The organism is Blastomonas sp. CCH1-A6 (assembly GCF_001556365.1).
Lineage (GTDB): Bacteria > Pseudomonadota > Alphaproteobacteria > Sphingomonadales > Sphingomonadaceae > Blastomonas > Blastomonas ursincola.
This window is the reverse complement of the sequence record NZ_LSIS01000072.1, coordinates 74,420-92,530: the sequence shown is the minus strand read 5'-3', so window position 1 is coordinate 92,530 and position 18,111 is coordinate 74,420. Positions and strand designations below refer to the sequence as shown.

Annotated in this window: 16 protein-coding genes; 2 read left to right on the top strand and 14 right to left on the bottom strand. The window is 63.2% G+C overall.

Translation table 11 applies throughout. The annotated features are described in order from the left end of the window. Positions 1-114: 114 nt before the first annotated feature. Together AX735_RS03180 and AX735_RS03175 are read right to left on the bottom strand one after the other, a co-directional pair. Positions 115-732: a YceI family protein gene (locus tag AX735_RS03180; protein WP_066275406.1), complete on the bottom strand. Its 618-nt coding sequence runs from the start codon at positions 730-732 to the stop codon at positions 115-117. 65 nt (positions 733-797) lie between these two features. Then, positions 798-3,410, bottom strand: coding sequence for an EAL domain-containing protein (locus AX735_RS03175; protein ID WP_231749999.1), 2,613 nt, complete (start codon positions 3,408-3,410; stop codon positions 798-800). Between the two features lie 148 nt (positions 3,411-3,558). On the opposite strand from AX735_RS03175, the gene AX735_RS03170 reads away from it, so the two are divergent. Further along, the gene (locus AX735_RS03170; protein ID WP_066275445.1) at positions 3,559-4,410 is read left to right on the top strand and encodes an oxygenase MpaB family protein; all 852 of its coding nucleotides are present in this window, start codon (positions 3,559-3,561) and stop codon (positions 4,408-4,410) included. Between the two features lie 9 nt (positions 4,411-4,419). Here the strand turns inward: AX735_RS03170 and AX735_RS03165 are convergent, their stop codons facing one another. The 3 genes from AX735_RS03165 to AX735_RS03155 all read right to left on the bottom strand — a co-directional run bounded on the left by AX735_RS03165 (position 4,420) and on the right by AX735_RS03155 (position 7,584). Continuing rightward, the gene (locus AX735_RS03165; RefSeq protein WP_066275397.1) at positions 4,420-5,292 is read right to left on the bottom strand and encodes an S-methyl-5'-thioadenosine phosphorylase; all 873 of its coding nucleotides are present in this window, start codon (positions 5,290-5,292) and stop codon (positions 4,420-4,422) included. Between the two features lie 64 nt (positions 5,293-5,356). After that, positions 5,357-6,382, bottom strand: coding sequence for an SO2930 family diheme c-type cytochrome (locus tag AX735_RS03160; RefSeq protein WP_066275394.1), 1,026 nt, complete (start codon positions 6,380-6,382; stop codon positions 5,357-5,359). Further along, the gene (locus tag AX735_RS03155; protein ID WP_066275388.1) at positions 6,379-7,584 is read right to left on the bottom strand and encodes a parallel beta-helix domain-containing protein; all 1,206 of its coding nucleotides are present in this window, start codon (positions 7,582-7,584) and stop codon (positions 6,379-6,381) included. Before AX735_RS03155 ends, AX735_RS03160 begins: the two co-directional genes overlap by 4 nt. A gap of 149 nt (positions 7,585-7,733) precedes the next feature. On the opposite strand from AX735_RS03155, the gene AX735_RS03150 reads away from it, so the two are divergent. Beyond that, positions 7,734-8,108: a DUF2147 domain-containing protein gene (locus AX735_RS03150; RefSeq protein WP_231749998.1), complete on the top strand. Its 375-nt coding sequence runs from the start codon at positions 7,734-7,736 to the stop codon at positions 8,106-8,108. Positions 8,109-8,284: 176 nt separating this feature from the next. On the opposite strand, the gene AX735_RS03145 is transcribed toward AX735_RS03150, so the two are convergent. The 9 genes from AX735_RS03145 to AX735_RS03105 form a co-directional block, all read right to left on the bottom strand. Beyond that, positions 8,285-8,635: a hypothetical protein gene (locus tag AX735_RS03145; protein ID WP_066275385.1), complete on the bottom strand. Its 351-nt coding sequence runs from the start codon at positions 8,633-8,635 to the stop codon at positions 8,285-8,287. 99 nt (positions 8,636-8,734) lie between these two features. Next, a complete protein-coding gene (locus AX735_RS03140) occupies positions 8,735-9,370 on the bottom strand; it encodes a TetR family transcriptional regulator (protein ID WP_060979655.1) in 636 nt (211 codons plus the stop codon). After that, positions 9,363-10,229 (bottom strand): crotonase/enoyl-CoA hydratase family protein, encoded by an 867-nt coding sequence (locus tag AX735_RS03135; RefSeq protein WP_066275380.1) that lies wholly within the window; start codon positions 10,227-10,229, stop codon positions 9,363-9,365. Before AX735_RS03135 ends, AX735_RS03140 begins: the two co-directional genes overlap by 8 nt. A 56-nt stretch (positions 10,230-10,285) precedes the next feature. Beyond that, entirely contained in the window at positions 10,286-11,068 is a 783-nt protein-coding gene (locus tag AX735_RS03130) for an SDR family NAD(P)-dependent oxidoreductase (protein WP_060979657.1), read from the bottom strand. 174 nt (positions 11,069-11,242) lie between these two features. Next, on the bottom strand, positions 11,243-12,415 hold the full coding sequence (locus AX735_RS03125; RefSeq protein WP_060979658.1) for an acetyl-CoA C-acetyltransferase: 1,173 nt from the start codon (positions 12,413-12,415) through the stop codon (positions 11,243-11,245). Positions 12,416-12,656: 241 nt separating this feature from the next. After that, positions 12,657-14,084 (bottom strand): aldehyde dehydrogenase family protein, encoded by a 1,428-nt coding sequence (locus tag AX735_RS03120; protein WP_060979659.1) that lies wholly within the window; start codon positions 14,082-14,084, stop codon positions 12,657-12,659. A gap of 110 nt (positions 14,085-14,194) precedes the next feature. Further along, entirely contained in the window at positions 14,195-15,487 is a 1,293-nt protein-coding gene (locus tag AX735_RS03115; RefSeq protein WP_060979660.1) for a cytochrome P450, read from the bottom strand. Positions 15,488-15,490: 3 nt separating this feature from the next. Then, positions 15,491-17,029: an acyl-CoA synthetase gene (locus tag AX735_RS03110; RefSeq protein WP_060979661.1), complete on the bottom strand. Its 1,539-nt coding sequence runs from the start codon at positions 17,027-17,029 to the stop codon at positions 15,491-15,493. A gap of 195 nt (positions 17,030-17,224) precedes the next feature. Further along, positions 17,225-17,893, bottom strand: a complete 669-nt coding sequence (locus AX735_RS03105; protein ID WP_066275372.1) for a M23 family metallopeptidase — start codon at positions 17,891-17,893, stop codon at positions 17,225-17,227. Between the last annotated feature and the right edge of the window lie 218 nt (positions 17,894-18,111).

The following is an 18,111-nucleotide window of genomic DNA, read 5'->3' as shown; positions in this document are numbered from 1 at the left end:
ACCTTTTCCCGGCCATGCATCCTCCCCGCCATGATGGTCCCAACCACCTTTTGGCAGAGGCTATGACAGATTATGCTTGGGCGCAAGCGGCTGTTGGCAGAGCCCGTGCCGGCTTCACCCCTTAGGCTTGAACACCAGCGAAGCCGTGACCGGCACCGCGGTGCTGATCGCGGGAAGCTTGGCGACTTCCTGCAGCTTGCCGACCCCAGCCTCGAGCCCCACAGCCGATGCATCGATGATCAGAGGCTTGGCGGTTTCGACCAGCACCGATTCACCCGCCAGTCGTGTCACGGTCAGCGGCGCTTCGATGCTGTTGGTGGTGCCGTGCAGGTCGAGCGTCACCGGAACGGCCATGGTCTTGCGCTCGCCGGGCTTCAGGGTCTTGATGGCGCTGGGATCGATCTTGGCGGTGAGCTTGGCATCGGGGAAATTCGCCACCTCGAAGAGCATGTCGCGCATCCGCTGGTTGCGGATGTCGATGCCGGTGTCGACACTGGCCAGGTCAATGGCGACGGCCACCGTGCCATCGGGTTCGACCGAGCCCGAGAGCTTCTTGAAGCTGTGCGCCTCGCCGACATTGCCAGCCTTGACCGAGACGAAGCCGACATTCGACTGATCCGCTGCCAGCTGCCATGCGCCTTCGGGCAACGGAGCTTCGGCCTTGTCGGAACCAGCGCTACAGGCGGCGAGCGCCAGCGAAAGCACGGAAACGGAAACAAGCGAACGGATCATGAAGCAGACTCCAGCCAGGCGTTGGACGAACGTTCTTAACGTCAGCCCAGCGGCCTGTCACCGCCTCATGCGCGCATCTGCTCGGGATAGCCGGTCGCGATCTGCGGCGGGCTGGACTGGCGGAAACGTTCCAGGCTGATCGGCACGGTGAACTGCAGGCCGCAGCGGTCTTCGACCGACCAGCGCGCCACTGCGCGCACCTTCAAATTCGCACCCAGCGCGATCTCGAACTCGGTACCGGGCGGCACGTCCCACAATCCCTCGATCAGCGCGCCACCAGGCGAGATGTTTTTGATCCGCGCGGGGTAGCAATAGCCATCGTGATAGATGCCGATCGTGCGCAGCACCTTGTAGCGGGTCTCGCGGCTGCGCTTGTGACCGACCGGCTCGACATGATTCTCGACGCCGGCGAGCCGCTGCGTGGCTTCGGCAAGCCCGACCGGTTTGCCGTAGATATAGCCCTGCACATGGCTGCACCCCAGCGAGCGGATGAGTTCGAGCTCGTCGATCGTTTCGGCACCCTCTGCGGTGGTTTCCATGTTGAGCGCCTCGGCGAGCGAGACGATCGAGCGGATGATCGCGCTGTTGGCGCTGCCCGATTGCGAGGCACCGCGCACGAAGCTCTGGTCGATCTTGATCTTGTCGAATGGCGCGCTGCGCAGATAGCCGAGCGCGGAATAGCCGGTGCCGAAATCGTCCAGCGCCAGGCGCACGCCGATGCCTTTCAACCGCTCGAAGATGCGCGTCGCATCGAGCTTATCGTCCAGGAACACGCTCTCGGTAATTTCCAGCTCTAGCCTTTCGGGCTCGAGCCCGCTCTGCGCCAGCGCATTGAGCACGATCGAGGGGAAGGCAGGATCGGCAAACTGCATCGGCGATACGTTGACCGCGATCCGCACCGAGCGGGGCCAGGTGGCTGCATCGGCACAAGCGGTGCGCAGTACCCATTCGCCGAGCTGCATGATCAGACCCGATTCCTCGGCGATCGGCACGAACGCGCCGGGGCTGATCGGTCCGCGCGCAGGGTGGTTCCAGCGGGCCAGCGCCTCGAACCCGCTGATCGTTTCGGTCGCAACATTGACCACGGGCTGATAGGCGATGCTCATGCCGCCGGCCTGGAGGGCAGCGCGCAGTTCGCCTTCGAGCGCGCGCCGCTCATGCGCCACCTTGTGCATGTCCTCGCTGTAGAATTTCCAGATGCCGCGCCCGTTTTCCTTGGCCGAATAGAGCGCGAGGTCGGCGTTGCGGATCAGCGTCTCGGCACCCGAATGGGTGCGGCCATCGGCAATGGCAATACCCACCGAGGCCCCGATCACGATCTGGTTGCCCTCGACCATATAGGGATGGCTGAGATTGATGATCACCGATCGCGCGATATCGGCCAGCCGGTCCTCGCTGATGATCCCGGGCAGCACGACCTGGAACTCGTCGCCGCCCAGACGGCCGACCTCGCCGCTGTCACCGATGGTGCGCTTCAGCCGCTCGGACACCTGCTTGAGCAGCGCATCGCCGATCGGATGGCCGAGCGTGTCGTTGACTTGCTTGAAACGGTCGAGGTCGAGCAGGAACAGCGAGCACGGGCTGGGCTCGCCGCGATGCCCGGACAGCGCCTTTTCGAACAGCTCCTTGATATAGAGGCGATTGGCGAGCCCGGTGAGATTGTCGTAGCGCGCAAGCTGCGTGACCGCCTCGTGCGAGCGCTTCACCTCGGTCAGGTCGGTGCCATGGCCGCGAAAGCCGACAAACTGACCAAATTCGTTGTAGAACGGCGCGCCGGAAAGCGACCAGGCACGCTCCTCTTCCGACTGCGCGACGCGTACGGCGAGATCGCTGAACGCCGTGCGGGCGGAGAAGTGGAAATTGAACGTCCGTTCGCTGCCGCCGCCATCGGCACCCGGCGAACAGATGACCGAGCTCAAGGGCTGGCCGATGATCGTCGCCGGGTCCGCCTCGATCGCGGTAACGGCTTCGGCGCTGATATAGACGATGCGGCCCTGCCGGTCGGTTTCCCAGAACCAGCCACGACCGGATTTCTCGTAATCGGAGAGCAGGCAGCGCGCGCGTTCGTTGTTCAGTTTCTGTCGGTCGAGCGCCGCCTCTTCTTCGCGATCGTCCTTGCCGCGAATCAGTGCGATCAGCAGCATCGCCGGCAAGAAGACCAGCGTCCCCACCGCAAAGCGCAGATCCCAGGCGGCAAGCAGCACGCCAAGCCCGGTCGACATGCATGCAAAGAACATCAGCATGCGATGCGGCACCATGACCGCCAAGGTCGGAAGCAGCGCGCCCAGCAGCGCCATCATGCCGATCAGGACACCGGCTTCCTGGCCGTGCGCCACAAGGCTGACGACGGCAAACGAGAAGCAGACCGTCGACACGCAGACGATCGCCGACAGCATCGGCGGGAAGCTGTCTCCGAGGATCTTGCGAATGGCATCGCTGCGTCCGGGCAGAAAGATCGCCAAGTCGATAAGGATCGACAAGGCGGCTGCAAGCACGAATGGCAGGTTGAGGCTGGCGACCGAAAATCCTGTTGCCGCCGCCGTCAGCAGCATCGCCACGGTGCGAACACCCATGACCACGGGCCAGAGCGCGCAGATCGCCAGCAGCGATCTTGCAGACAGCACAGCAGGTGCTGGCGCGTCTCCCGTTGCCAGTTCTGATTGCTTCTGTCCAAACATCGGCCAATGCATAAAGAAGCGCGATTAGCAAAGCGTTACCACGAGGAGATCGCCGTCCGGCAAGTCGTGTAAAATCAACGGCTATGACAGCATGAGACGATAGGCGGTCATGATTGGCAAAACCCGTCGCATCCCCCATATTGTCGGCATGCCAGGCTTGCGCGATTCCATCGGAAGCGAAATCCGCCGCATCTTTGCGGAACCCGGTGGACAGACGATCGAGATCTCGCGCGAGGATACCGGCCTGTTCGGCCCGCACTCGGTCAGCTGGCAGGTGCATGGCGATGTCACCTCGATGATGATTGGCGGTATCGCCTCGCTGCTGATGCAGATGCTCGATCCGGCGGTGCTGGCGGGCGTGTGGGACCATTCGGTGTTTCGACAGGACATGCGCGGGCGGTTGCGTCGCACCGCCGCCTTCCTCGCGCGCACCACCTATGGCGACCGCGCACAAGCTCTGGGCGAGATCGCGCGCATCCGCCGCATTCATGACCATGTGCGCGGCACCCTGCCCGATGGCACGCCCTATGAGGCCAATGATCCGCAGTCGCTGGCCTGGGTGCATGTGACCGAAAGCCTCTGCTTTCTCGATGCCTATATCCGCTATCGCAAACCGCACATGACCTTGGCCGAACGCGATCGCTATCTTGCCGAAATGGCGCAGATCGGACGGCTGCTGGGGGCGGACCCTGTGCCCTATAGCTATCGCGAGGCGCAGCGCCTGATAGTGAAAGCGCGGCCCCGGCTGCGCTTCGACGAGCGGACGCGCGAGATTGCGGATCTGCTGCTCAATCAGCCGCCATCATCGCCGCAGCTTGCGCCGTTCCATCACATGACGATGCAAGCCGGCGTCGACCTGCTGCCGCGCTGGGCGCGCAGCATGCACGGGCTTTCGATCTCGCTGCCTGCGCGGATCGCGGTTCGCGGCGGGACGACGGGTATCGCGGCGATCACCCGCTGGGCGCTGGCGCCGGGACGCACGGTGCGTCCGGCCCGTTGATCCCTGCTGTCAGCGCGGCCTGAGCGCGCGTCCCGCCACCGCATCGAGCCTCGCGAGAAGCGCCGGATCGCGCGCCTCTGGTGCAGTGATCAATGCAAAATCGAGACAGGTGTCGATCGGGCTGGGCTCACGTCTTTCGGGCAGCATCTTCGCCAGTTCGATCACCAGCTGACGCGCTCTCGCCGAGTTGGCGTTCATCTGGGCAATGATCGCGCCGACCTCGACATGATCCTCGCCTTCGCGCCAGCAGTCATAGTCGGTCACCATGCCGACCAGCGCATAGGGAAGCTCGGCCTCGCGCGCGAGCTTGGCCTCGGGCATTGCGGTCATGCCGATGACGTCGCAGCCCCAGGCGCGGTACATATGGCTCTCGGCCCGGCTCGAAAATTGTGGGCCCTCCATCGCAAGATAGGTCCCGCCCTGGTGCACTGGCGCACCCGCCGCTCGCGCAGCATCGGCGGCCAGCGCCGACAGCCGGGGGCAGACGGGCTCTGCCATCGAGACATGCGCGACCATGCCGGTCCCGAAAAAGCTGCTGGGCCGGTGCACGGTGCGGTCGATGAACTGATCGACCAGCACGAACTGGCCCGGCGGCAGCTCCTCGCGCAACGAGCCGATGGCGGAAATTGCCAGGATGTCGGTGCAGCCTGCGCGCTTGAGCACGTCGATATTGGCGCGCGCGTTGACATCGCTCGGGCTCAGGCGATGCCCCTTGCCGTGACGCGGCAGGAACACGAACCTGTGGCCGCCCAGCGTGCCGATGACGATATCGTCCGATGCCTCGCCAAACGGGCTGTCGACGCGGATCGACTGCGCATCCTCGAGCCCGTCAATCGCATAAAGGCCCGATCCGCCGATCACGCCGATGGTCCATTCGCTCATTGCCTTCTGCCCCTGTAACGCCGGTTCGACCGTCTGCTAGACCAGCCGGAACGACGCGCAAAGGCTATTCCGAACGCAGCGACGAAATCCATTCGCGGATGAGCGCAACGCCCTCTTCGTGCACCATCGATCGGCCGACCTCGGGCATGGCGACGCCGGGCTCGGTCGAACCCATGCGATGGATCATGATCGACTGGTCGGGCTGGCCCGGCGCAATGGCGAATTCACGCCCGCCGCTGCCGCGCCCGGCAGCGACCGGACGCTTGTACAGGCCCGTGGCAGTGCGATCCGCCGCTGCGCCATAGTTGAGGAACAGTCCCGAATTGCTCGCGGATCCTGTGGGGTTGTGACAATGTGCGCAATTGACCATCAGATAGGCGCGCGCGCGCTGATCGAGCGAGCCAGTGGAAGCGTCGTTCCAGATCGGTCCGTTGGCGGCGATCGGTGCTGCGGCCCAGTCGATGCGCTTGCGAAAGGCAGCTGCCTTGGCCGGTGCGATGTCCATGTTCGCCGCGATCGGGCCGATGGGCACCACGGCGCCAGCGGACGAATGGCATTCCTTGCACTGGTTCTTGTTCGGCACCGCATAGCTGATCTCGCTGCGCTGGCCATCCGGACGGGTCACGGTCACCGGGAGCCGTGTGCCCGCGACCTTGAGATCGGCATCGCTCAGATCGGCGTTCCAGACATAGGGCAAGGCCTCCCAACCGTTTGCCCTGCGAAGCAGGACGCGGGTCTCGATCGGTCGAAAGGCAGCGCCACTGCCATAGCCGAAGGTCTTGATCAGCGCGCTGCCCACCGGGAAGGTGAGCCGCCCCTCGGCATCGGCCGCCACGCGCGCGCCCTGGGGCACGTAAACGAAGCGCTGCTTCTCGGCATAATCGGAAAAGAGAGGGGTACGCAGGCTGTAGGCCACCAGCGCGGGGGCCGGATCGGTCGCACCGGGCCCTGCGAAGAATCCGAACTCCGACAGTTTGCGCGGCAGCGCCGCTTCGGTGATCGCGGAATCGTTGATGACCGCTGGTGCCGGCAGTGCGCTTACCAGCAACGCCGCAGCAACGACGCCGGCCAGGCCCTGCCAGCGTTTCACCGGATGGCCGCTTCCATGGCGTCGGGCATGACGATCTTCGGCAGCGTCGGCGCAGCGTCACCCGCGAGCTTGGCGAGCGCTGGCTGCGCTGTCTCGATGGGTTGATCCGACTTGGTCATGCCCAGGTTGAGCACCGGCACATCGTCGCTCGAATAGACCTTGGCTTCGGCCCCGCCAACGCCATCCCAGATGATCGGCGGAACGCTGCCGCCAAAGGCCGCTGCCAGCATCTCGCCGCCTGCAAACTGCGGCGCAAATCCGGTTTTGCCATGCGCATTGTCGCTGATGCGGACATTGCGGACCATCGGCTGGTACTTGGCGTCGTCGAATTTCTGCCGATAGCCGATGATCATGATGTTCGACGATCCGTTGCCGTCGAACACGTTGTCGAAAATCTCGATATCGCGATTGGCCATCACCATCACGCCGGTGCCGGCGGGTACGCTGGCGACGATATTGCCTTTGGGCGCGAAATTGGGGGTGTCGTTCTCGACCACGACATTGTCGAATACGCGCACGTTATGCCCGCCCTGTTGCGGCAGGTTAGGAAGATCGAACACCAGGATCCCGCCGGTATTATTGGTTGCGACATTGTCATGGACATCGGCGTTGAAGCTGTTCTCGATCTCGATCCCGGCGACATTGAACCGGGCGATCGAATCGCGCACGATGATGTTGCGCGACTGGCCGACATAAATGCCCGCATCCGAGGCACCGATGACCAGAACCGAATCGATCAGCACATTTTCGGATTCGACCGGGTAGATGCCATAGGCGCCGTTGGTCTCCTTCGGCCCGCCGGTCCATTCGACGCGGATATTGTGATAGACGATATTGTCCGCGCCCTTGGACTTGATCGCATCGCCACGGCTGTCCTCGACCGCGAAATCGCGCAGCACCACATTGTCCGATGTGACCAGCAGCCCCTCGCCCGCCGCCAGTTGCCCCTTGAAGCTGAGCACCGATTTGTCGGGGCCTGCACCCTTGACGGTGACACCGGCGACATCGAGCGAAAGGCCGTCGGTGAGATCGAACCGCCCTTCGCCCAGCATCACGACATCGCCGGGTTGAGCCAGGATCAGCGCTTCCTGAAGCCGTTCCTGCGCGCCAGGGCCAGGTGCGACAGCAAGGTCTTTGGCCAGGATCGGCGCCGCCGCGGTCAGGGCCAATACCGATGCAAATCCCGCAAAAATCCGCTTCATCACCGTCTCTCCCCGCGTTATGCCTCGCCAAGTGCCTGGCTGGCGTCCCGGCTGTCGCGGGATTGGCGGACAGGCTAATCACAAGCTGGATGGAGAACAATATGCGCTGGTCGGCAATCGCCGCAATTTTGGGGACATCTCTGTCCCTCATGGCTGTCCCTGCACAGGCATCCGAATCCATCCAGGGTCAATGGTACACCAAGGGCAAGCGCGCCGTGGTCACGATCGCCCCGTGCGGACAGAATATGTGCGGACGTCTGACGCGGTTCATCGAGCAGCCCAAGAACGGCGTATCGACCGACGTGAACAACCCCGATCCGGCCTTGCGCAAGCGCAAGCTGGTCGGCCTGCCGATTCTCAGCGGGTTCGTTCCCGACGGCAAGAAGTGGCGCGGCAAGATCTACGATCCCGAAAGCGGCAAGACCTACAGGTCGATCGTGACGGCTGGAAAGAATGGAACGTTGAGCGTGGAGGGGTGCATCGCGATGTTCTGCCAGGCGCAGACATGGACCGCAGCGAAATAAGGTATCACGCGGGTTTTGTCAGGTTACATTCTGGCATCATGACTGTCATTAAACAGTAACATTCAAATCGGGTACATTGTTGGCGGACCGGCGCAGTGCTTGCCTCAAAGCCGCTACCGGCCCGCCACTCCATACCTGCTTCCGTTTGCGACCCGGCAGGCCTGAAGAACTCGAATTCATGTCCGGGGTGTTGAGCCCCCACCCGCCTGGTCCTGTTTCAGCGCCAGTTCGCTGACATAGCGGTCAGCCTGCCACAGCAGCGATACTGTGGCGCGCAGGCCATGCTTGTCGGTGCGCCAATAGCCCGCATCGCGCAGCTTTACCGCCAGTTCGCGCAGGCGCAGCCGCGCCTCGGCAATGTCCGAATGCGTGCGTCCGGCTGCGGCGTGATCCAAGGCCCTGGCGAGCTTCTCGCTGGCCTCGACGAACGCCTGCTCATCGATTGCAGAAACGGCGCGCGAAACGCCCCGCGCAGAATCGGTGGCGTCGGCAGCGTGACTCGGGAATCGGGCGGCGGAATTGGTCATTCCCCCGCTTTAAGGAAAATTGCTCAGAGTTGTAAGTTTATTACCGTAATTCGAACGTATGTAACTAACGGCTCGTCCCGGCGTTACGGTTAACCGGTGTCAAGCGCTGCCTGGGTTCACCAACAGGCCGGGCATGATGATATCCAGAGTATGGTCGGCATAGTCGTCGCGCATCTGCTCGGTCATCTCCGACTGACCGAAGCAATGATGCAGCACGAGCCGGGCAGAGAAGAAGCGATCGGCCGCTCCGGTGACGGTGAAGTAGAACAGCCCTGCATCGATGGGGCGGAAAAGCCCCTTCTGCACGCCTTCCTCGATCAGCCGTTCATAGGCGTTGGAAATCGGGACGAGATAATCGTCGGCGATCTTGCGCGACACCTCTGGCGCGGCGTCGCGCACCATCCGCATCAGCAGCCGGTTGAGATAGGGGAAACGGAAATACGTGCCGATAACCGCGCGGATATGAACGCGCAGCTTCTCGTCCGGTGGCAGGTCTTTGGCGAGCAGTGCATCGAGACTGTTGACGATATTGCGCATATCGCGCTCCAGCAGCGCGAGCATCAGCCCCTGCTTGTTTCCGAAATAATATTTGACCAGCGCGCTGTTCAGACCGGATCGCAGCGACAGTTCGCTCAGCGACAGATCGACCTGATCGCCATCGCGCATGATCTGGCTGGCGGCTTCGATCAGTTGGTCGCGCGCATTGAGTTCACTCTCGGGCGCAGCGTTATTCATATCCGGGTTCATCCCACCATGGATAGAATTCCGGCATGTCCGATGCAACCCGGTCGGGATAGACCGCAGCACGCTTCTCGAGGAAACTCGATATGCCCTCGGCTGCATCGCCCGACCGCGAGCGCGTGTAGATGGCACGGCTGTCGACACGGTGCGCATGCATCGGGTGCGGCGCGGACGGAATCCGCCACAGCATCGCCCGGGTCAGCGCGACCGAAACCGGCGCGGTATTGTCGATAATCTCGCGCGCGAGCGCGATTGCAGCGGGCATAAGCTCTTCGGGCGCATGCACCGAACGCACAAGGCCCCCAGCGAGCGCTTCATCGGCGCCGAACACACGCCCCGTCATGCACCATTCGAGTGCCTGTTGCTGCCCGACCAGGCGCGGCAGGAACCAGGACGAAGCCGCCTCGGGCACGATTCCGCGCCGGGCGAAGACGAAGCCGAAGCGCGCGCTGGTCGAGGCCAGCCGCATGTCCATCGGCAACTGCATCGTCACCCCGATGCCGACGGCCGCGCCATTGATCGCACCGATCACCGGCTTCTTGCACTGGAAGATCCGCAGCGTCAGCAACCCGCCACCATCGCGAACGCGTTCGTCGGACAGATCGGTAACCGGATCGTCGCTGGAAAACGGCCCGCCCCCGCCATCGGGGGTCAGGTCTGCGCCTGCACAAAAGGCCCTGCCCTCGCCGGTCACGATCACCGCACGGACGGAATCGTCGGCATCGATCGCGTCAAACGCATCGATCATCTCGGCCATCATCCGGTTGGTGAAGGCATTCATCTTTTCCGGGCGGCTGAGTGTGATCGTGGCGATGCCATCGGCCACATCGTAGCGAATCGTACTATAGTGCATGCCAGCCTCCCGGAAAGGAATAGGCCCCGCCCGACACGCGAGCGGGGCTTTATCGATCAGCGCGGTGCCATGCGGATGCCGCCGTCGAGACGGACATCTTCACCGTTGAAATAACCGCATTCGATCATGGTCAGCGCAAGCTGCGCATATTCCTCCGGGTCACCAAGACGCTTGGGGAACGGAACCGATGCACCCAGCGCATCCTTGACCGGCTGCGGCGCGGCGGCGAGCAGCGGGGTATTGAAAATGCCCGGTAGGATGGTGTTGACGCGGATCGCTTCGCTCGAAAGGTCGCGCGCGATGGGAAGCGTCATGCCGACGACACCGCCCTTCGATGCCGAATAGGCCGCCTGGCCGATCTGGCCATCCTCGGCCGCGACCGATGCGGTATTGACGATCGCGCCGCGATCGCCATCGGGCAGCGGATCGAGCGTCATCATGCCGGCGGCCGACTTGGCGATGCAGCGGAAGGTGCCCACCAGGTTGATCTGCACGATCCAGTTGAACGCATCGAGCGGGAAATGCTTGATGCTGCCGTCTTCCTTCGAGCGGCTGGCGGTCTTGATGGCGTTGCCGGTACCGGCGCAGTTCACCAGGATACGCTCCTGACCGATCGCGGCGCGGGCCTTGGCGAAACCGGCGTCGACGCTCGCATCGTCGGTCACGTTCACTTCGCAGAACACGCCGCCGATCTCATTGGCGAGCGCGGTGCCTTTTTCTTCCTGCAGGTCGAAAATGGCGACCTTGACGCCCTTGGCGGCGAGAGCGCGCGCGGTCGCGGCGCCCAGGCCCGAAGCGCCGCCGGTGACGACGGCGGAAATGGAGGAATCGAGTTTCATTAAGGTGTCTCCTGAAGAATGATCAAATTTCAATCCTCCCCGCGGCGGGGAGGTGGCAGTCCGAAGGACTGACGGAGGGGTAGCGGGATTGTGCCTCGATCGAGGCAATGCACCTCGACGCTTCCCCTCCAATGCTTCGCGGTCCCCCTCCCCGAGCCGGGGAGGAGCGATAAGTCAGCTCAGGCGTTCGATGATCGTGACGTTGGCCTGACCGCCGCCCTCGCACATCGTCTGCAGACCGTATTTGCCGCCGCGCTTTTCGAGTGCGTTGAGCAGCGTCGCCATCAGCTTGGTGCCCGACGCGCCGAGCGGGTGGCCGAGCGCGATCGCGCCGCCATGGACGTTGAGGCGATCATGGCTGGCACCGAGATAGGACAGCCAGGCCAGCGGCACCGGGGCAAAGGCTTCGTTGACTTCATACAGATCGATATCGTCGATCTTCATGCCCGCGCGATTGAGCGCCCGCTCGGTGGCGAACAGCGGTTCCTCGAGCATGATCACCGGATCGCCTGCGGTCACCGAGACATGGTGGATGCGCGCGCGCGGCGTAAGGCCATGGTCCTTCAGCGCCTGTTCGGACACGATCAGCACCGCCGAGGCACCGTCGCAGATCTGGCTGGCATTGGCCGCCGACAGCACGCCGGTCTCGGAGATCGGCTTGACGCCGGCAATGCCCTCGAGCGTGGCGTCGAAGCGGATGCCTTCATCGACCTTGTGCCATTCCTTGCCCTCGGGGGTTTCGATCTCGACCGGAACGATCTCGTTGTCGAACGCGCCCGCCTGGGTCGCGGCTGCCGCGCGGCGGTGGCTTTCGAGCGAATAGGCATCGAGCGCTTCCTTGGTCTGGCCGTGCTTCTTGACGATCATTTCCGCGCCATCGAACTGGCTGAACATCACGCCGGGAAACGCTTCCTCGAGCCGCGCCGACTTGTAGTTGCCCATGCCGGCTTTCATGTAGAGCATTGCGGTCGAGCCCATCGGCACGCGGGTCATGCTCTCGATGCCGCTCGCCAGCACGATGTCCTGGGTACCGCTCATCACCGCTTGGGCAGCAAACTGCATCGACTGCTGCGACGATCCGCACTGACGGTCGATGGTCACGGCAGGGATGCTGTCGGGCAGCTTCGAGGCGAGCACCGCATTTCGGCCCACGTCCATCGTCTGCTCGCCGCCCTGCATCACGCAGCCAGTGATGACATCGTCGATCGCCTTGGGATCGAAATCGTTGCGCGCCGCGATCGCGTCGAACACCGCTGCGCCCAGATCAACCGGGTGAACACCAGCGAGACGGCCGCCGCGACGGCCACCAGCGGTGCGAACCGCATCTACGATATATGCATGAGCCATAGGGCCTCTCCTTGCAGATTGCGCGGCCCGGCGGTTGTTCACGCCGACTCCGCAATGGATTTAATCGAACGGTTAAACAGATGCGGCGAACACGTCAATGCTGTCGCGGCAAAGCTCTCTCTCCTTCAGGGGAGAGATACGGAGCCTTGTCGGCTTGCCGACTAGGCGAAGTTGAGAGGGGCAATGTCGCGCACTCCCCCTCTCCCAACCCTCTCCCCTCAAGGGGAGAGGGCTTTATCGCTCAAGCCACCGCCTTTTCGCGCTTCACCGTGATCACCTGCGGATAGGTGAATTCGAGCAGGCCTTCCTTGCCATATTCGGCACCGAAGCCCGACTGCTTGTGGCCCGCGAACGGTGCGAAGGGCGAAAGGTGCAGATATTCGTTGACCCAGACCGTGCCGGTCTCGAGCTGCTCGGCGACCTTCACGCCCTCTTCCGGATTGCCGGTCCACACCGCACCTGCCAAGCCGTAATCGGACGCATTGGCGCGCTGGATCGCTTCCTCGACGGTCGAGAATTTCATCAGCGGCATCACCGGGCCGAATTGCTCTTCCGCGACGATGCGCGCGTCTTCGGGCGGATTGTCGAGAATGGTGATCGGCACGTAATAGCCGGGGATCGAGGGATCGTGATCGCCGCCCACCAGGAACTTGTAGCCATTGTCCTTGGCATCCTGGATCAGGTCGAGCACGCGCTCATACTGCTTCTTGTTCTGGATCGGGCCGACGGCAGTGCCCTGCTCGGCGCCATCGCCGACCTTCACGCCCTTGGCATATTCGGCGATTGCGGCAGACAGTTCGTCATAGATATCCTCGTGGATATAGATGCGCTTTGCCGCGACGCAGATCTGTCCGGCATTGGTGAAGCTCGACCAGAACAGCTGTTCGGCAACCTTCTTCACATCGGCGTCGGGCAGTACGATCGAGGCATCGTTGCCGCCGAGCTCGAGCGTGATGCGCTTCAGATCCTTCGATGCCGATTCCATCACCCGCTTGCCGGTCGCCGTCGATCCGGTGAAAGTGATCTTGTCGATATCGGGATGCGAGGTGATCAGCGGGCCGAGATCGTCGCCGCCGGTGATGACGTTGAGCACACCCGCCGGCACCTCGTCGGCGATCAACTCGACGATGCGCAGCGTGGCCAATGGCGTGAACGGCGAGGGCTTGAGCACCATCGTGCAGCCCGAAAGCAGCGCGGGCACGATCTTCTGCACCGCCATCATCACCGGGAAGTTCCAAGGCACGATGCCGCCGACGACACCCACAGGAACGCGGCGGGTGCGCGACAGCCGGGTGTCGCTGTCCTCGTTGATCTCGTCCTCAAGGGTGAGCGTCGACTGCGCCGCTGCCATCGCTGCGGCCCCATGGATTTCGCCAGCTGCCTGGGCGTGGGGCTTGCCCTGCTCGCTGGTCAGCAGCCGCATCAGTTCATCGGCATTGGCCTTGATCGCGGCGGAAATCTTCTGAATGACCGCGCGGCGTTCGTCGATCGGCACGTTCTTCCAGGTCTTGAACGCAGCGCGGGCAGCGGCGACGGCACGGTCCAGCTCTTCCTGTCCGCAATCGGGAACCTGGGCGATCACCTGCTCGTTGGCGGGATTGACGACATCGATCCATTTGCCGGGCTTTTCGAGCTTGCCGTTGATGAGGACGCTGTACTGCTGAACCATCGGAACATTCCTTTCCTGTGATGCCGGCCCGGTATCGAACGATCCGGGCTGTTGTCATATAAGTCCGGCGCGCACGCTATACCGGGTGCCCGCCGCAAACCACTGTCAATTCAACTCGGGACAAAGCGGATCGGCAGCGTCTTGGGGCCGCCGACAAAGGTGCTGCTCGCGCGCTGCGGCGTGCCCGCCAGCTCCACGCTATCGATCCGATCGAGCAACTCGTCGAACAGGATGCGCATTTCCAGCCGCGCGAGGTGCAGGCCCAGACACTGGTGCACCCCTGCCCCGAATGCGACATGGCGGTTGGGCCCGCGCGAGGCATCGAACCGGTCGGGATCGGGAAACACCCGCTCGTCATGATTGCCCGAAACATAGCACAGCATCAGCCAGTCGTCCTTGGCGATGCGCTGTCCGCCGATCTCGCAATCCTCGGCCGCCGTGCGCATGAAATGCTGCACCGGCGTGGTCCAGCGGATCGCCTCCTCGATCAGACCGGGCAGCAGGCTGCGGTCGGCCTTGATCCGCGCGAACTGGTCGGGATCCTTGGCCAGCGCCCACATCGCGCCGGCAGTCGAGGCGGAGGTTGTGTCGTGCCCGGCAGCGGCGACAATGATGTAATAGCCGGCGGCATTGCGGTCGCTGATCGGTTCGCCATCGATCACCGCATTGGCGATGACGGTGGCGACATCGTCCTGCGGGTTGGCGCGCCGGTCGGCGGCGAGCTTCATGAAATAGCCCTCGAAATCGCGCACCGCTTCGATCACGAACTGGGTGACCTGCTCGGGCGTCAGTTCGACCGAGCGCGCGCGGTTGAGGTCGGGATCCTCGCCGCCGAACATCTCCTGCGTCAGCTTGAGCATCAGCGGCTCGTCCTCGTGCGGCACGCCGAGGATCTGCATCACGACATGCAGCGGATATAGCGCCGAGACCTGGTGCACGAAATCGCACGTGCCCCCCGTCGCCAGCATCGCATCGACCGATGCACGCGCGATGCCGCGGATCTTCTCTTCCAGGCTCGCCAGGTTCTTGGGCATGAACCAGCTCTGGGTGAGCTTGCGATAGTCCATGTGTTCGGGCGCATCCATGGTGACCAGCGACCGCACCAGATGCGGGCTGCCGCCGGTGATCATGTGGGTCAGCATCTGCACCGCGATCGGCCCCAGCACGACCGATTTGGGCGCATTGAGGAAGCGTGCATTGTCCTTGCTCACCGTCATGATGTCCTCATGCCGGGTGATCGCCCAGAAAGGCATATAGCCTTCCGCCTGGACCAGCCCGACGGGCATATTGTCGCGGGCCCAGCGGAACTTTTCCTTGATGCCGTTCCACTCGCCATAGGCGACGGGATTGACGATGGCCGACGCGATCTCGGGCGGCAGCACGGCGGGGGCTATGGTCGCCATGGATCAGGCTCCTGCCACGGCTTCGGCCTCTTTGGCCTTTGCCCAATATTCGTCGCGCAGCAGGCGCTTGTAGAGCTTGCCGGTGGCGTGACGGGGCAGCTCGTCCCGGAAGTCGATCTGCCGCGGCATCTTCACCCCCGAAAGCGATCCGCGCAAATAGGTGCTTAGCTCGGCCGCGAGCGCATCTCCCGCCTCGGCAAGGTCGAGCGGCTGCACGATCGCGACGACGCGCTCGCCCATATCCGGGCACGGCGCGCCGATCACCGCCGCATCGGCGACCTTGGGATGGCTGACCAGCAGATTCTCTATCTCCTGCGGATAGATGTTCACGCCGCCCGAGATGATCATGAAGCTCTTGCGGTCGGTGAGATAGAGGAAGCCCTCCTCGTCGACCCAGCCGACATCGCCGAGCGTTGTCCATCCTTGCGGATGCGTCGCTTCCTTGGTCTTGCTGGCGTCGTTGTGATATTCGAACTTGCCGCCGCCTTCGAAATAGACGGTGCCTTCGGTGCGCGCAGGCACCTCCTTGCCCTCTTCGTCGCAGATTCGGATCGTGCCGAGCAGCGAGCGCCCGACCGAGCCCTGGTGCGTCAACCAGTCCTCGCTCGAGATAAAGGTGAAGCCATTGCCCTCGGTGCCGGCATAATATTCCTTGAGCACCGGCCCCCACCAGTCGATCATCGCCTGCTTGACCGGCACCGGACATGGTGCGGCAGCATGCACCGCCGATTTCAGGCTCGACACGTCATAGCGCGTGCGCACCTCCTCGGGCAGCTTGAGCATGCGGGTGAAATGCGTCGGAACCCATTGGCTGACATTGACCTTGTAGCGCTCGATCAGCTGCAGCGCGGCTTCAGGATCGAACTTCTCCATCACGATCACGGTGCCGCCCAGCTTGTGCACGCTCATGCACCAGCGCAGCGGCGCGGCATGATAAAGCGGCGCGGGCGAGAGATAGATGCTGTCCGGGCCGAAGCCGAATGCGCCCTGGGCGAGCATCACCAGCGTGTTGCTCGCGGCGATGTCGCCATCTTCCGGCAGCGGCAGACGCACGCCCTTGGGACGTCCGGTGGTACCTGAAGAATAGAGCATGTCAGAGCCCGCGCGCTGATCGGCGATCGGCGTATCGGGCATCGCGGCGATGGCAGCGGTGGCGGAGGCATCGTCCAGATTGACGATCGGCACGTGCGGACAGGCGCTGGCGATCGCTGGCAGATGCGCCCCGAGATAATCGGAGGTGAACAGCAGCTTGGCGCCGCTATCCTGCAGGATATAGCTTATCTCGTCCGCGGTCAGCCGGTTGGAAATCGCCACGAAGATAAGGCCTGCGCGCTGCGCGCCCCAGACGATGTCGAAATATTCCGCCCGGTTCTCCAGACACAGAGCAACGGTGTCGCCGATACCGACACCCTGCTGGCGCAGATACTGTGCGACCTGGTTCGAGCGGCGATCCAGCTCGGCATAGCTTACCTGAAGCCCCGAACCCGCCATGATGATAGCCGGCTTGTCGGCCTGATTCTGGGCGTGGACCGATGGATGCATTGCGACATTCCCTCCTGATCAAGGGAAAGGTCCGTCCCGCCATTCGGCGTGTTCCGTAACGATTCCCGACTACGCAGGCATCATTGTTTAATCGCGCGATTAAAGCAATGGCAAAGCGCGGGGTTGTGCGGCCGACAAACAAAAAGCGCCGGAGAACCGGCGCTTGATGTCAAGATCTGCAAAAATTGCGAGCGACTACTCGGCGGGACCGCCTTGGGCGACCTTGCCGCCATCCTGCATGGCCAGCAGATAGTCGCGCGAGGAGATAAAGGGCATCGGATTGACCGAGTTTCCGGCGATGCGCACTTCATAGTGCAGATGGCTGCCGGTGGAGCGGCCGGTCGAACCCATCAGGCCGATGACCTGGCCCTTGGTGACGCGCTGGTTGGGCTGAACCAGAATTTGCGAGAGGTGGCCGTAGCGCGTCTGGATTTCGCCACCGTGATTGACTTCGACATACTGGCCGTAACCGCCGACCCACTGCGCACGACCCACGATACCGTCGGCGGTGGCGTAGATCGGCGTGCCGATCGGGCCTGCCATATCGAGACCCTTGTGGCGGGCGCGGCGTCCGGCGAAGGGATCGGCGCGGAAACCGTACTGGCTGGTCAGCTTGAAGGCATCGACGGGCTTGCGCGAGGGGATGGAGACACGGCCGGTATCGCGGTTTTCCATCGATTTCCAGTCGGCGAACAGGGCGCGGAATTCGGTATCCTGGGCTCCCAGAGCGCCTTCGGTCGAAACCTGCGGCACGGCAGCAGCGATGTCAGTGGCGTTGCCTTCAGCATAAGCGGGTGATGCAGCGCACAGCAGACCGGCTGTGGTGGTGGTAAGGACCGTTGCGACAATTCTGGTTGCGACCATGAATATTCAGCACCTTGTTGCAAGGGCAACCACCGGGCCGTTCGGACCTTGCGGGTGCCCTTCGTGCTCCGGCGCCTTGTGACAGGCGGAGCACAAAAACACAAAAATCGTTGGAACCCCTTCCCTCCGATTTCGTTGAATCATGGGTAGATGGAAAGCTTTGTGCACTGCAACCCGCAACCGCCCACCGCGCGTTGAAGCGTCTGGCTGGCGCGTTG